Source organism: Porphyrobacter sp. LM 6 (assembly GCF_001720465.1).
In the GTDB taxonomy this organism is placed as follows: domain Bacteria; phylum Pseudomonadota; class Alphaproteobacteria; order Sphingomonadales; family Sphingomonadaceae; genus Erythrobacter.
Genome location: NZ_CP017113.1, coordinates 2,762,735 through 2,778,201, shown reverse-complemented (window position 1 = coordinate 2,778,201; position 15,467 = coordinate 2,762,735). Strand labels below are relative to the sequence as shown.

The 15,467-nt window shown below is 64.5% G+C and carries 11 protein-coding genes; 4 read left to right on the top strand and 7 right to left on the bottom strand.

The annotated features are described in order from the left end of the window. Positions 1–2: 2 nt before the first annotated feature. Positions 3–1,277 (top strand): NupC/NupG family nucleoside CNT transporter, encoded by a 1,275-nt coding sequence (locus tag BG023_RS13365; RefSeq protein ID WP_069310879.1) that lies wholly within the window; start codon positions 3–5, stop codon positions 1,275–1,277. After that, the gene (locus BG023_RS13360; RefSeq protein WP_069310878.1) at positions 1,270–1,875 is read left to right on the top strand and encodes a CDP-alcohol phosphatidyltransferase family protein; all 606 of its coding nucleotides are present in this window, start codon (positions 1,270–1,272) and stop codon (positions 1,873–1,875) included. Before BG023_RS13365 ends, BG023_RS13360 begins: the two co-directional genes overlap by 8 nt. Here BG023_RS13360 and BG023_RS13355 read toward each other — a convergent pair. Then, the gene (locus tag BG023_RS13355) at positions 1,865–2,677 is read right to left on the bottom strand and encodes a DUF1499 domain-containing protein (RefSeq protein ID WP_233993013.1); all 813 of its coding nucleotides are present in this window, start codon (positions 2,675–2,677) and stop codon (positions 1,865–1,867) included. The two genes, BG023_RS13360 and BG023_RS13355, sit on opposite strands and share 11 nt — an antisense overlap. 210 nt (positions 2,678–2,887) lie before the next feature. On the opposite strand from BG023_RS13355, the gene BG023_RS13350 reads away from it, so the two are divergent. Continuing rightward, on the top strand, positions 2,888–3,379 hold the full coding sequence (locus BG023_RS13350) for a c-type cytochrome (protein ID WP_233993012.1): 492 nt from the start codon (positions 2,888–2,890) through the stop codon (positions 3,377–3,379). 70 nt (positions 3,380–3,449) lie between these two features. Here the strand turns inward: BG023_RS13350 and BG023_RS13345 are convergent, their stop codons facing one another. Further along, positions 3,450–4,970, bottom strand: coding sequence for a tryptophan halogenase family protein (locus BG023_RS13345; RefSeq protein ID WP_069310876.1), 1,521 nt, complete (start codon positions 4,968–4,970; stop codon positions 3,450–3,452). A gap of 19 nt (positions 4,971–4,989) precedes the next feature. Next, complete coding sequence (locus BG023_RS13340; RefSeq protein ID WP_233993011.1) at positions 4,990–5,724, bottom strand: DUF6445 family protein; 735 nt, start codon at positions 5,722–5,724, stop codon at positions 4,990–4,992. Positions 5,725–6,084: 360 nt separating this feature from the next. On the opposite strand from BG023_RS13340, the gene BG023_RS13335 reads away from it, so the two are divergent. Next, entirely contained in the window at positions 6,085–8,856 is a 2,772-nt protein-coding gene (locus BG023_RS13335; RefSeq protein WP_069310875.1) for a TonB-dependent receptor, read from the top strand. 195 nt (positions 8,857–9,051) lie between these two features. Here the strand turns inward: BG023_RS13335 and BG023_RS13330 are convergent, their stop codons facing one another. The 4 genes from BG023_RS13330 to BG023_RS13315 are packed head-to-tail and all read right to left on the bottom strand — an operon-like array spanning position 9,052 to position 15,123. Beyond that, positions 9,052–10,572 carry a tryptophan halogenase family protein gene (locus BG023_RS13330; RefSeq protein WP_069310874.1) on the bottom strand — a complete coding sequence of 507 codons (1,521 nt, stop codon included), beginning with the start codon at positions 10,570–10,572 and terminating at the stop codon, positions 9,052–9,054. Then, entirely contained in the window at positions 10,569–11,600 is a 1,032-nt protein-coding gene (locus tag BG023_RS13325; protein WP_069310873.1) for a LacI family DNA-binding transcriptional regulator, read from the bottom strand. Before BG023_RS13325 ends, BG023_RS13330 begins: the two co-directional genes overlap by 4 nt. Beyond that, positions 11,600–13,258, bottom strand: a complete 1,659-nt coding sequence (locus BG023_RS13320) for an alpha-glucosidase (protein WP_069310872.1) — start codon at positions 13,256–13,258, stop codon at positions 11,600–11,602. Before BG023_RS13320 ends, BG023_RS13325 begins: the two co-directional genes overlap by 1 nt. Next, positions 13,258–15,123, bottom strand: a complete 1,866-nt coding sequence (locus BG023_RS13315) for an alpha-amylase family glycosyl hydrolase (protein ID WP_083234703.1) — start codon at positions 15,121–15,123, stop codon at positions 13,258–13,260. Before BG023_RS13315 ends, BG023_RS13320 begins: the two co-directional genes overlap by 1 nt. Positions 15,124–15,467: the final 344 nt, after the last annotated feature.

Genomic DNA, 15,467 nt, shown 5'->3' with positions numbered 1-15,467 from the left:
CGATGGAACTGTTCGACCAATTCCGCGGGATCATCGGCATTGCGGTGCTGATGGGCCTCGCGTGGGGCTTCAGCGAGAACCGCCGTAGCCTGCCCGGCTGGAAGTGGATCGCGGGCGCGTTGCTGATGCAGGGGCTGCTGGCGGTGGTGATCGTGCGCGTGCCGGTGGTGTGGGCGGCGGTCGGGCTCGTCAATGACGCGGTCAGCGCAGTCGAGGCGGCGACGCTCAAGGGCTCGTCCTATATGTTCGGCTATCTCGGCGGGGCGGAGCTTCCCTTTGCGCTCAAGGAAGGCGCACAGCCGCCGCTGGTGATCGCCTTCCAGATCCTGCCGCTGGTGATTGTGTTCTCGGCGTTTGCGGCGCTGTTGTGGCACTGGGGGGTGCTGCGCTGGATCGTCAATGGCCTCTCGTTCCTGCTGCGCCGTTCGCTCGGTGTATCGGGCGTGGTCGGCCTGTCGGGCGGGGCGAGCGTGTTCCTCGGCGTGGTCGAAGCGCCGCTTGTGACCCGCGCCTATTTCGCGCGCGTCAGTCGTTCCGAGCTGTTCCAGATCATGACCCTGACGATGGCGACGATCTCTGGCGCGATCCTGATCCTCTATGCGACGACGCTGAAGGCCACCGTACCCGATGCCGTCGGCCACATGATTTCCGCCTCGCTGATCTCGCTCCCCGCCGCGCTGCTGATCGCGCGGTTGATGGTGCCGGGCCAAGCCGAGGACACCGCGACCGAGGTCGAAAAGGAGGACCCCGGCCTCCGGTACGAAAGCAGCATCGACGCGGTCATCAAGGGTGCGATGGACGGGATGCAGCTGTTCCTCGCGGTGATCGCCGTGATCATCACCGTGTTTGCGCTGGTGGCGCTGGTTGATATGGCGCTGGCCGCACTGCCGCTGGTCGATGGCGAGGCGATCAGCCTCAAGCGGTTGTTCGGCTGGGTGCTCGCGCCCTTCATGTGGCTATTGGGCGTGCCCTGGGCCGAGGCGGGCGCGGCGGGCGGCCTTATGGGGACCAAGGCGGTGCTCAACGAATATGTCGCCTATCTCGAACTCGCTGCGCTGCCCGCAGGCACGCTGGGGCCGCGCTCGATGCTGATTGTCACCTATGCGCTGTGCGGCGTCGCCAACCTTGCCAGCGTTGGCCTCTTGGTGTCGACCATCGGCACGCTCTGCCCCGAACGCCGCGCCGAAGCGGCCGCGCTGGGGATGAAGAGCTGGGTTTCCGGCAACCTCGCCAGCGCGATGACGGGGGCGTGGATCGGGCTGGTCACCTATGCTTGACGCCAAGCTGCGCCCGCTGATCGACCCGCCGCTCAATGCCATCGGCCGGACGCTGGCCGGGGCGGGGGTGAGCGCCAATGCGCTGACCTTTACCGGCCTTGCGCTGGGCCTTGCCGGAGCCGCTGCTATTGCACTTGGCCATATCGGCTGGGGCCTCGCGTTGATCATCGCCAACCGGCTGCTCGATGGGCTCGACGGCGCGGTGGCACGGGTGCGCGGGCCTTCCGACCTTGGCGGCTATTTCGATATCGTCGCGGACTTCGCCTTCTATGTGAGCATTCCGCTCGGCTTCGGCATCCTCGCGCCCGCCAACGCTCTGCCTGCGCTGGTGCTGGTCGCCAGCTTCGTGCTGACGGGGGTGAGTTTCCTCGCCTTTGCCGTGATCGCGGGCAAACGCGGTGCGACCACCGAGGCGCATGGCAAGAAGAGCTTCTTCTATTCGACCGGGCTGGCCGAGGGCACTGAGACGATCCTCGTCTTCATCGCCATGTGCCTGATGCCAGCGTGGTTCGCAGGGCTCGCCTACGCCTATGCCGCACTATGCGTGCTGACCGTTTTCCAGCGCAGCGCGATGGCGGTAGTGGCGTTCAGCGACTAGCCTTGCCGAGCTGCGCGGCGGTGAGCTCGCGCAGCTTGATGATGCGCGCGGTGTTCGCGCCCAGATCGCTGCGCCCGACACGGCTGACCGAACGGAAATCGATCTCCGCATCGCCCACGCGCGCCACGACGTCATCCTTGAACCCGAACCAGAAGGTTTCGGCCACGCCCTCCACGGTCCCGGCGGCAAAGTCGCTGCGGATGTCGCGCAGGCCCATTTCCGCCATCGCCGCGGCAACGGCGCGCACACCATCCTCGCGCGTCGCCCCGCCGAGCGGCAGCGGCGCCGGGCGATCGGGGCGATCGGTGATGATCTGTGCGTGGGATTTCACCGCGAGTTCGGGATCCACATCCTTGAACACCTCGAGCCGGCCGAGCGGGGTCTGGTAGTCGCTGAGCGGATTGGCGCCGCTTTCGGCGCGCGCGCGCATCGTGGCTTCCGAGAACGCCGGCGGATCGGCGGTATCGGTGGCAATGTCGTGGATCGGATTGTCCGCCGCCTTGCTGCCCGCCGCCAAAAACAGCACAAACACCGCCGCAGGTATCAGCAGGCCGATGATCGCGATCGCGAGCACGCCATTCGAGCGCGGCACGGCGCGAACGCCCAGCACCAGCGAAACGAGCGCGGCAAGCGAGACGAGGCCGAGCAGGATCACCCCGCCACCCATCGTCAGTGCCAAGAGGCCGGTCTGCCAGCCCCACAGGCCGATCTTGGTGCCGAGCGCGGCAATCCCGAAATAGAACGGCATGAATGCCACAAGCGCGAGAATGGCCTTGGTGTGCCACGGCAGTTTCTTGATCATGGCCCCGTGTTTAGCGCGGCTGGAGCACAAGGCAATAATGCGCCGGTTTCGAAGGTCGCCGGGAACCCTTTCGCGTCGCCGCGATTAAGCGCTTACGGATTGTGGAGAAGGGGGCAACCGTAGCGTGAAGTCCCGCTTTCCATGCCCGAAAATCTGGTTTATGGCCCGCGGGGATGCGGGAGGAACAAGTTGTTCAGAGGACACACGACCATGAAGCGTAATTTCCTGATGGGGGCAGCCGCGCTGGCCAGCCTTGCTACTCTTTCGGCCTGCGGCGGTAAGGAAGCGGAAGCTCCGGCCCCCGAAGCGACCGAAGCTGCTGCGGCTGCTCCGACTGCCGAACCGGCTGCGCCTGCTGCTGAAGCCGGTGCCAAGGTTGAATTTGCCGGCATGACCACCGACGCCGCTGCCGGCGAAAAGGTGTTCGCGCTGTGCCGTTCGTGCCACGTGCTTGACGAAGGTGTGAACCGCGTCGGCCCGTCGCTCTACAACGTGGTCGGCCGCAAGTCGGGCCAGGTTGCCGGTTTCGCCTATTCGGACGCCAACAAGAACAGCGGCGTGACCTGGGACGAAGCGACCCTGTTCGAATACCTCAAGGATCCGAAGGGCTTCATGCCCGGCACCAAGATGGCCTTCCCGGGCATCAAGGACGATCAGGATCGTGCCAACCTGGTGGCCTATCTCGCCAGCACCAAGAAGTAAGCTATTGCCGCAAGGCGATCGAAGGGGCGGTGTGGGCAACCACGCCGCCCTTTTTCGTTGGGGCTCTGTCCTAGGCCGCGAGGCTGGCCGGATCGGCGGCGCAGTGCTGGCGCAGATAGTCCTCATGGCTAGGCAGGCCGGCCACGCTGCGCGCAATCAGCGTCTTCAGATTGGCGAGGAATTCGCTGAGCTGCGCGGGTTCGATCTGGTCGGCCATCGGATCGTAATCGGCCGGCACGATGCCCTGGCCCAGCATCACCTGCACCCAGCTCGCATCGCGGAACAGATCATCGACATCGCGGCCCACCCGGCCTGACGCGGCGAACAGCGCCAGCTTGTGGGTCAGGCTGTCGGGCACATCCATATTCTTGCAGTAGCGCCAGAACTCCGAATCCTCGCGCGCGGTCTGGTGGTAGTGCAGGATCAGGAAGTCGCGGATCTGCTCGAACTCGGCGGTGCAGCGGCGGTTGTATTCGGCGCGCTCGACTTCGGCATGGGCTGATCGCGGGAAGAGCTGGATCAACCGGCTCACGTGCGACTGGATCAGGTGGATGCTGGTCGATTCCAGCGGTTCGAGAAACCCGCTCGCCAGCCCCAGCGCGACGCAGTTGTGCGACCAGAACGCCTGCCGCCGTCCGGTGGTGAAGCGGATCGGGCGTGGATCATCGAGCGCCTTGGTGTCGAGCCCGGCCAGCAGCGTGTCAGCGGCGGCCTCGTCGGAAATGAACCCGCTCGAATAGACATGGCCGTTGCCGGTGCGGTGCTGGAGCGGGATTCGCCACTGCCAGCCCGCCTTCTTCGCGGTGGCGCGGGTATAGGGCACGATGGTTGGCAGGCGCTCGCTCGGCACGGCCAGCGCGCGGTCGCACGGCAACCAGCGCGACCAGTCGTCATAACCAACGCCCAGTTCCTGCCCGAGCAAGAGCGCGCGAAAGCCGGTGCAGTCGATGAAGAAATCGCCCGCCACCCGCTTGCCGCCCTTGAGGCTGATCGCGGTGATATCGCCGCTCGTCCCGTCGCGCTCGACGCTCTCGACGATGCCCTCGGTGCGGGTCACGCCGCGCTGTTCGGAATAGTCGCGCAGATAGAGCGCGTAGCGGCTGGCATCGAAGTGATAGGCATAGGCCAGCCCCGTCATCGCGGTGTTGCCGACGCGGTCGAGCTTGCCGAAGCGCGCCTGATCAGCCGCCGCCTGATGCAGCGAGAAGTCCCACAGGCTGCTCTGCGCGCCGCTAGCCATGCTGCGCCGCCAGTAATGGTGGAAGGCAACCCCGGCGAGGTTCAGCCCGGTATCGCCGAAGGTGTGGAGATAGCGGCTGCCGAGGCTGCCCCAGTCGACGAACTCGATACCGAGCTTGAAGGTGCCCGAGGTGCGGCGCAGGAAATCGTGCTCGTCGATCCCGAGGATGGTGTTCAATCGGATGATCTGCGGGATCGTCGCCTCGCCGACGCCGACCGTGCCGATCGCCTCGCTCTCGACCAGTTCGATCTCCAAGCGCTGGCCGAGCAGCCGCGCGAAGGCCGCAGCGGTGATCCATCCGGCGGTGCCGCCGCCGACGATCACCAGTTTGCGCACCGATCCCTCAGTCATCGCTCATCCCTGTATCCTGTTACGCCGCTGCCGGGCGGAAGAAGGCGTTGATGGTCAGCCGCCCCTCGCGCGGGTCGGCGCTGAGGGGGGCGTGATTGTCGATCACCCCGCTATGCAGGATGTTGCCGCGATAGAACACCGCGCTGTTGAAGTGGCCCGGCACCACATGGGTGCGCTCGAAATGCGGTGCGCCGTCGGTGGGGTAGGCGGCCGGTGGCAGGCCGGTGCGCGCGACATCGGCATGGAGCGCGGCAGCATAGCGCGGATAGGTCTCGGCCGAGAGCGACTCGAGTCCGGTCGTGCGGTGGCGGAAGAAGGCCGTCCCGCCGTGTCCGGTGCGGTGGAGGTAGAGCATCATCGCGATCTGCGCAGGATCGGTGCCATCGACATGCGGCAGCCGCTGGATCGGCAGTAGCGCGGCGGGCGGGGAGGTTACCAGCGAATACCACGCCTGCATCTCCCACCCGTGCGGCGCCGCGCCGAACCAATGATCGAGCAGCGGCCCAAGCTGCGCCAGCCAGCCTGCACAGACCTGCGGCGGCAAGGCTGCGCGCACCCCGGGATACTGCGGCGTGATTTTTGCAAAATTTTGCAAAACGGCTTGGGAAAGGGCCTGTTCGGGGGTCTCCAGCAGGCCGTCGATCGTCACCAGGCGGTGGCTCTGCGCCGAGAAGGTCGAAAGCGCGGGCTGGCCGACGCGGATTCCCCAGCCTTCAAGGGCATTTGCAGCAGAAGAAGGGGTGTCATCGACCATGGAGCGAAGCCTATCAAATCCGTCTCTGAAGGCAAAGGCGTATGCTTAAATGTCTGTAAATGCGTGGAAAGGTTGAAGAAAGCGCTTGTCCGCCGGGAATTGTGCCTCCGGATCGGGCTGCGCCCTGCAAATCGTGCGCAAAACTGTGTCCATCGGGCAACATTCTGGCGCGAGCTAGTGGGCAAAAACCCTGATAACGTTCACAATAAGTGCCATAAAGCTATGAAATAATGTAATAATGACCATTTTTCACAGCGCTGTCATCAAAGCGCAGATTGGCGATTTACCTGAGGTTCATGTTGGGCTATGAAAAAACCTGCAAAAGCGCACATTGATGTCGCTTGGCGGAGGGGATTTTCGATGAAGAAGAACGGGATCAATGTAAGCGCGCGCCTGCTGTGCGGTGCCGCGACTCTGGCGCTCGCCACCACGGCCGCGCCGCTTCTGGCGCAGGACGCCGAAGAGGCAGCTGTCACCGAAGAGCCGGCTGAAGGCGACATTATCGTCACCGGTATCCGTAGCTCGATCCAGACCTCGCTCGATGCCAAGCGCAACGCGACCTCGATCGTCGAAGTGATCGCGTCGGAAGACATCGGCCTGCTGCCTGACCAGTCGATCGCCGACTCGCTTGCCCGTCTGCCCGGCGTCACCGCCCAGCGCGTGCGCGGCCGTTCGCAGCAGGTTTCGATCCGCGGCCTCGGCCCGGACTTCAGCCTCGCGCTGCTCAATGGCCGCGAAGTCGTTTCGGCGGGTAACAACCGCGGGATCGAATTCGACCAGTTCCCCTCGGAACTTGTCGCTTCGGGTGTGGTCTACAAGACCGGCGACGCCCAGCTTGCCGCAATCGGCATCGCCGGCGCGGTCGACCTGCGCACCGTGCGTCCGCTCGATTCGAAGAAGCGCCAGATCACCTTGTCGGGCACCTACACGATCAACGACAACGGCTCGCTCAACCCCGATTTCGCCGATGACGGCTACCGCTTCTTCGGCAGCTACATCGACCAGAACGAGGCAGGGACCGTTGGCTGGTCGCTCGGCGCGACGATCCAGTCGATCCCGACGCAGTTCATCTCGCGCGAGCTCAAGACCAACCGCTTCCAGGTCGGCCGCACCGCGGGCGGCGTGATCTATCCGGCCGACAACCCGCGTCAGGGCGTGGTGAGCCGCAACTTCGAGCGTACCTCGCTCACCGGTGCGCTCCAGTTCGAACCGGCCGACAACTTCTCGCTGACGGTCGACTCGTTCTACACCAGCACCAAGGACAGCGGCATCTTCCGCGGTACCGAAACCCCGATCGCTTCGTGGAGCGGTGCTTCGTTCGCGGGTGCCACCGGCAGCGGCCCGTTTGCCGAAACCGCGACCTACACCGGCGTTGTGCCGATTCTTCGCACCGATACCGAAGGTGCCGAGTCGGAAATCTTCGCCATCGGCGCCAATGCCGAGTGGATGGCGACCGACAACCTCGGCTTCGTGCTCGATTACGGCTTCTCGACGCTGGATCGCGATGACATCGACTACGAATCCTACGCCGGTACCGGCCGTGCCCGTTCGGGCGCGCAGGATACGATGACCTTCACCTTCGCGCCCAATGGCGAATATTCGATCGACAGCCTGCTCGATTACACCAGCGCCGTGAACGTGCTGCTCACCGATCCGGGTGGCTGGGGTCAGGTCGGCTTCATCAAGCAGCCGAAGATCAATGACGAACTGAACCAGCTGCGCGCCGAAGCCTTCTGGGAATTCGATGGCGGGCTGATCGACCGGATCACCGTGGGCTGGCTTTACACCGACCGCCAGAAGGATTTCGACTCGAACGAAAGCTTCCTGCGTCCGACCGCCGCTTTCGGTAACGGCCTTGCGATTCCCGTCTCGGCGATTGTCGGCGAAACCAACACTGGCAGCCTCGGCAACAACATTCTCGCCTATGATCCCTCGAGCTTCCTGACCGACGGGACCTATCGGGTCGAGAAGGCCACTTTCGACACCCAGTGGGTGGTCGGCGAGAAGGTCCACAACTTCTACATCCAGGCCAATATCGATGGCGACCTCGGCTCGGTTCCGGTGCGCGGCAATATCGGTCTGCGCTATGCCGACACCGAACAGGAATCGACCGGCACCATCGGCGGCGGCCTGCTCAACACCGTGGGTGCTAGCTACGACAACTGGCTGCCGAGCCTGAACCTCAGCTTCGAGGTGATGCCGGACCTGTTCCTGCGTGTGGCGGCGGCCAAGACCATCACCCGCGCGCGGCTTGACCAGATGACGGCGAACCAGAACATCACCGTCAACCCGCTGAGCTGCACCGACACCAACGGCGACCAGGTTCCCGACACGGTGATCGGCTTCAACCCGCCGCAGCTGGTGTGCTTCAACCTCGGTGGCGGTAACCCGGGACTGCAGCCGTACCGCTCGACGTCGTATGACATCTCGGTCGAGAAGTACTTTACCCCGGGTTCGGCGATCATCGTTGCCGCGTTCCACAAGGATCTGTCGGATTGGGTTATCGACTTCAGCGAAGTCGTGGATCTAACCCAGTCGATCAACAATGCCGGCTTCGGCGCGATCCTGACCGGCGCCCCGCAGCTCGCCACCGGTGTGTTCAGCGGTCCGGTCAACTTCGCCGATGGCAACATCACCGGCGTTGAAGGCACGGTGCGCCTGAACTTCGGCGATCTGGTTGACGCCCTCGACGGGTTCGGCGGCTTCTACAGCATCACCTATTCGGATGCCGAAGTGCAGAACCAGAACTTCAACCCGATTGCGATCCCGGGCTATTCGGACATCACCTGGTCGGGCGATATCTTCTACGAAAAGAATGGTATCCGCGCCAAGCTGGCTGCACGTCACCGCGCCGGGTTCCTGTCGGAAGTGCAGAACTTCGACGGCTCGCTCTCGGGTGCCGACGCTCAGTCGGAAACGATCCTTGACGCGCAGATCGGTTACACCTTCGAGAAGGCCGATGGCTTCCTCAACGGCGTGCAGATCCTCGCGGAAGTGTTCAACCTGACCAACGAACCCTTCGTCACCCAGAACGATCTGTTCGATGCGGGCGGCAACAATGTCGGGACCTTCCCGAGCCGTCACGAAATCTACGGCCGGACGTTCAACTTCACGATCCGCAAGTCGTTCTGATACCGACGCCCTCGGGTCGCACCAGGGTTTCAGGAAAGGCCCGCCAGCAATGGCGGGCCTTTTTGTTTGGGGTGCTGGCGCAAAGGGATGCAGGGAGCGCGCGCGTGGGTGGTTGCGGCGTCTAGACCCCTGCTAGACCCCCCTTAGACCCCCGTTTGGTCGATGTTCCACGTGGAACCTTGGCGCTCTTGCCGCTCAGGCGGCGAGCGGCGGGGCGGCGCAGTGGCGGGCGATGAACTCGCCATGGCTCGGCATCGCGGCCACCGCCTCGTCCATCGCGCGGGCAATCTGCCCCATCCGTTCCGCCACCGGCACCTGCGAACGCATGGTAGCCAGCGCCGGAGCGCGATCAGGCACGATCCCTTGTCCGAGATAGACCGCGATCCAGCTCGGGTTGGCGAACAGCTCCTGCCCGTCCGCAACCAGCATCCCGTGGGAGCGGAAATGGTCGATCTTGTATTGCAGGCTGTCGGGGATCGGCATGGCGGCACAGTAGCGCCACAGCTCGGAATCGTCCCGCTCGCTTGCCTTGTAGTGGAGGATCAGGAAGTCCCGGATCAGCTCGTATTCGCGGGCGGTTTGCGCGTTGTATTCGTTCGACAAAAGCGGCGAAATGGTGCTGTCCGGCAGCAGTGCGATGAGGCGCAGGATGCCGTATTGGATGAGGTGCAGGCTGGTCGATTCCAGCGGCTCCATGAACCCCGCCGAAAGCCCGATGGCGACGCAGTTCTTCTCCCAGAACCGCTTGCGCTTGCCGGTGACGAAGCGCAGCGGGCGCGGATCGGCGAGCGCCTTGCCATCGAGGTTGGCGAGCAGCACTTCCGCCGCCTCGTCCTCGGAAATGAACTGGCTGCAATGGACATAGCCGTTGCCGGTGCGGTGCTGGAGCGGGATGCGCCACTGCCACCCCGCCTCGCGCGCGGTGGAGCGGGTGTAGGGCGTGAACTCGCCCCTTTCGCAGGGAACTGCCACCGCGCGGTCACAGGGGAGCCAGTGCTGCCAGTTATCGTAACCCGCGTGCAGCGCCTCCTCGATCAGCAGTCCGCGGAACCCGCTGCAATCGATGAAAAATTCGCCCGCGATGCGCGTGCCGTTGTCGAGCGTGACGCTCTCGATGAAGCCGTCCTCGCCGCGCAGGGCAACATCGACCACGCGCCCCTCGATCCGCGTGACCCCGCGCGCCTCGGAAAAGCGGCGCAAGAATGCGGCGTAAAGCCCCGCGTCGAAGTGATACGCATAGTCGAAGGTTGACTGGATCATCCGCCGGTCAGGCGAGGGGTGGGCGAACTTGCCCGCCTTGGCCATCGCCCAGCACATCGAGAAATCGTCAATCGGCCCGTCGATCCGCCCGGCGAGGCTTTCGCGCATCCAGTGGTGGTAGAACGGCACGGTGTCGAATTCCGCGCCATACTGGCCGAAGGGGTGGAAGTAGCTGTGCCCGCGCTTGCCCCAGTCGACGAACTGGATGCCGAGCTTGAAGGACCCCTGCGTCTCGCGCACGAAGGTTGCCTCGTCGATGCCGAGCCGCTGGTTGAAGTGGCGGATGGGGGGGATCGTCGCCTCGCCCACGCCGACGGTGCCGATCGCCTCGCTCTCGATCAGGGTGATGGCGCAATCCGGCCCCACCGCTTCGGCCAGCGCGGCGGCTGTCATCCAGCCGGCGCTGCCCCCGCCGACGATGACAATCGACTTGAGAGGGGCAGGCGCATCGCTCATGCGCCGCAGCTTTCGCGGATCAGCAGGCTGGTTTCAAGCCGCTGCGAAATCGCCGGGCCATCGCCCTTGTCGATCAGCTTCGACACCAGCATCCGCCCGGCAAGGTTCGCGTCCTGATCGATGGTGGTGAGCTGCGGGGTGACGAGGCGGGCGGCGGGGATATTGTCGTAACCGACCACCGAGACATCTTCCGGCACCCGCAGACCCGAGCGTGTCAGCGCCCGGATCGCGCCGATGGCGATCAGATCGGAGGCGGCGAACACCGCGTCGAACCGCAAACCACGCGCAATCGCGCTGCGCACCGCGGCCTCGCCCGAATGGACTTCGAAATGGGCCGGAACGATCAGCTCGTCATCCGCAGCGATCCCCGCCTGTTCGAGCGCCTGGCGATAGCCGCGGAAGCGCTGTTCGGCTTCGGGTGCTTCGGTATCGCCGAGGAACATGATGCGCTTGCGCCCGAGCCGCGCAAGGTGCGCCGTCGCCCGCCGTCCGCCAGCGACGTTGTCCGATCCGATCACGCAGTATTGCGCGTCAGGAAACTCCGCGCCCCATACCACGAAGCGGTTGTCGCGTGCGGCAAGCGCGTTGAATTCATGGTGCAGCGAGCTTTGCCCGATGAAGATCACGCCGGTCGCGCGGCTTGTGCTCATCGCATAGTCGAGATCGCCATGGGCGCGGGGGCTCAGGTGGCTGATGATGAGGTCAGCGTTGCGCTCGCGCGCGGCCTCGGCAATCCCGGCCAGCAGTTCGAGAAAGAACGGGTCGGACACGCGGCTGTCGCGCGCCTGCGGAGCGGGGACGACCACCGCGATGGTGGCATCGGCACCGATCGGCCCGCTCGGCATGCTGGCGCGGAACTCGTAATCATGCGCGCGCGCGATCTGCCAGATCTGCTGCTTGGTGCGTCGCTTGACCGAGGGGCTGTCGTTGAGCGCGCGGCTCACGGTCGAGATCGAAACCCCCGCCTCGCGCGCGATATCCTCCAGCGTGGCGCTGCGCTTGGAGGTGGGAGGCGGGTTGTCGGCCATCAGCCTCCCTTTACGGTGGCCCAGTAGCCGGTGCCGGGGGCAAGCGTGTGACGCAGGCTCGAGACATTGCCGGCAAGCGTCTCGGTTGCGATCACCTCCACCTTCCCCATGGCAGCGGGCGGCGACCATTGTGCGGGTGCTTCGCCGAGGTTGAAGACGCACAGCACATCCTGCTGGCCTGTCGCGGTGCGCGTGAAGGCCAGAATGTCCTCAGGCGCGTCGAGCAGCGTGATCTCCCCGCTTACCAGCGCGGGCAGCGAGCGCCGCAGCGCGAGGATTTGCCGGGCGTATGACAGGGTCGATGCCGTGGCCGCTTCCTGATTGTCGACCGCATAGGCGACGTGCGCCGGATCGAGCTTGAGCCAGGTGCGGTTTGCGCTCGAGAAGCCGGCCTGCGGGGCGGATGCAGCCCACGGCATCGGGGTGCGCGCGCCATCGCGGCCCAGTGTGTGCGGCCAGTTGGCGATGGCTTCGGGGTCTTGCAGATCCTCGAAGGCGACCTCGCCCTGTGGCAGGCCCAGTTCCTCGCCCTGATAGATGATCGGATTGCCGCGCAAGGACAGCAGCAGGAGCAGATTGAGGCGAGCGGCGCGGGCCATGTCGCCATCCAGCGTCCAGCGGGTCACCGCGCGCGGGGCATCGTGGTTCGAGAACGCCCAGCTCGGCCAGCCTTCGCCCTCCTCGCCGCTCCATTGCGACAGGCTGGCGCGCACCACGCCCGCCGTCAGGCGCGGGGCGTAGAGGAAATCGAAGTTGTAGGCGGAATCGAGCCGCTTTCCGCCTTCGGTGAAGGCCTTCATCTCGGCCAGCGGCTCCGGCCCGCCGACTTCGGCGACGGTGAAGCGGCCGGGGAATTCATCGATCGTTGCCCGGATGCGTTCGAGGAAGCCGGTGATGTCGGGGTGCGACTGGTTGAACTGCTTGATCTGCATGTCGAAGGGCCGCGTAACCAGCTCCATCGGCACGTCGCTGGGCGGATTGTCGCGCAGTTCCGGGTCATGCATCGAGAAGTTCAGCGCATCGAGCCGGAACCCGTCCACACCCCGGTTCAGCCAGAACCGCGCGACATCGAGCAGCGCGTCCTGCACTTCCACATTGTGGACGTTGAGATCGGGCTGCGAAGTGAGGAAGTTGTGCAGGTAATACTGCTTGCGCGGCCCATCCCACTGCCATGCCGAGCCGCCGAACACCGACTGCCAGTTGGAAGGCGGCGAGCCATCGGGCTTGGGATCGGCCCAGACATACCAGTCCGCCTTGGGATTGGTGCGGTCCTTGCGGCTTTCCTGGAACCAGGCGTGTTCGTCCGACGTGTGCGAATAGACCTGATCGATGATCACCTTGAGGCCGAGGCTGTGGGCCTTGGCGATGATCCGGTCGAAATCATCGAAATTGCCGAAGCTGGGATCGATCCCGCAGTAATCGGCCACATCGTAACCGAAATCCTTCATCGGCGAGGTAAAGAAGGGCGAAATCCAGATGCCGTCGACACCCAGCGCGGCGATATAGTCGAGCCGCTCGACGATCCCGGCCAGATCGCCGATCCCGTCGCCATTGGTATCGCGGAAGCTGCGCGGATAGATCTGGTAGATGACGGCGCCGCGCCACCATTCGGGCTGCGGGCTGGCAATCGGGGCGGCCTCGGCCATTGCGGTAGCCATTACTTCTCGCTTTCCAGAATGCACGCAGCGAAACCGAACGGCGGCAGGGTGGCATGCACCGCGCCGGGGGCGACCAGCGCTGCCGGACAGCTGCCCGCCAGCGGCGTGATCGCGCTGGCCCGGTAGCTTACCTCGACGTTCTGGGAAAGCGCCGATGCGCCGGTGTTGAACATGACCAGCACGCGCTGCCCGCTGGCCGGATCGAACCGCTCGACCGCGAGCAATCCGGGGGCGGTTTCGGCGAAGGCCCGCACCGTGCTGAGGCCGCGGCGCAAGGCCGGACTGGCCGAGCGCGCCCGCGCCAGATCGCCGATCAGGCGGTAGAGCGGGTGGGAGGGATCGAAATTGCTCTGCGCGGTGGTCGCGTCCGAGCCGATCAGGTTGTTGTCGTTATAGGCCGCGGTCACGCTGGGGAACATGTCCTCGCGCGCCAGCTGGTCATTGCCGTCGGAAATGAAGCCTTGCTCGTCCCCGTAATAGACCGTCGGCACGCCGCGCAGCAGGAACATCATCGCATGGCCGAGCTTGACGCGCGCGAGCAGCGTCGCCTCGTCATCCGATCCGCTCATCTGGCGCACGTACATCGAGAAGCGCCCGAAATCGTGGTTGCCGAGGAAGGTCGGCAGGCCCAGCGCGGTTTGCGGCCCGCCGGGATAGATCGCATCCTGGGCAAGAAACTCGGCCATCAGACGCGGGCCCGCCTTGCCGCTGGCGACCAGCTGCGCGGCCTTCGCAAAGCCCATATCGAGCGCATAGGGCAGGTGGCTCTGCGCCATCACCTGCGCGGCGATGGTGGCGGTGGGTTCCTCGTAGGCGATCTCGCCGAAGATGTGGAAGTGATCGATCCCCTTGGCCTTGGCGCGCGCTTGCATTGCGGGGACGAAGGCCTGCCAGAATTCGGGGTTCACGTGCTTGGCGGTGTCGATGCGGAAACCGTCGATGCCGTAGTTATCGATCCAGCTGCCGAAGATATCGATCATGCCCGCAACCACGCGCGGATGCTCGGTCGCCAGATCGTCCAGCCCCGAGAAATCGCCGTAAACGCTGCTCTCGCCGATCCAGTGCGAATTGCCGCGGTTGTGATAGAGCGTGACGTCATTGAGCCACGCCGGCACCTTCACGTTCCGCTCGGCCTCTGTGACCTGCGGGGTATAGGCGAAGGAAGGATCGGTCAGCTTGGCCCAATTGGCGGGATCGGGATTCTCGTCCCCCTCAAAGCCCGGATTGATCGGCTTGCCCTTCGGCCCGCCGGCCCGCGAGAAGGGATAATCGCCCTTGCTGCGATAGGCGTAACCGGTCTTCTCGCCTTCCTTGTAGCCGATCACATCGGCGGTGTGGTTGGTGATGATGTCCATATAGACCTTCATCCCGCGCGCATGGGCAGCGGAGACAAAGGCCTTGAACTCGTCATTGGTGCCGAAATGCGGGTCGACGCTGGTGAAATCGGTCACCCAATAGCCGTGATAGCCTGCGCTTTCCTCGCCCGGCTTGCCCTGCACGGGCTTGTTCTTGAAGATCGGGGCGAACCAGATCGCGGTGACACCCATGCCCTGGATGTAGTCGAGCCGCGCGGTCAGTCCTTTCAGATCGCCGCCGTGGTAGAAGCCCTTGTGCTTGGGGTCGAAGCCATGATCAAAGGCGCCGCCCTTGATGCCGCCGCGATCATTGGCGGTATCGCCGTTCTCGAACCGGTCGGGCAGGACGAAGTAGATGATCTCGTCTTCAAGCTGGCGCTCGGCAATCGGGGCGGGTGCGGCCTGTGGTTGCGGTGCGGCGGGCATGGCCGGCCCTCCGGCAATCGCTGTGCCTGCAATCGCGGTGCCTGCACATAGCGCAGCCGCAAGGCGCACGAAGATTCGCGTCATATCCCAATTCCCTCCAACCGTGTTTGTGACACCAAGAGCAGGAATTTGCAAATCTTTGTGAAACGCGCCTCGATGGCCTATCGTCCGAAGCAAATACCTATATTTAATGGATAAAATACAGATAATTTGGGTCAGCGGACAAATTTATTGGATCGGATCGGAAAGTTTCTTGCAAATTTTTGCAGGGCGGGCAGACTGTGATGCGACGGCCTGACGGGATCACCGGGCACCAGACCTCGGGATACTACAGCCTGCATTGAGCCGCGTCACGCCCGATGGGCGGGCGCGGGGGAGAGGGATAGGTTGACGATGACCCAAGCTGGGCAAAAGCCTGCGCTGAGTGC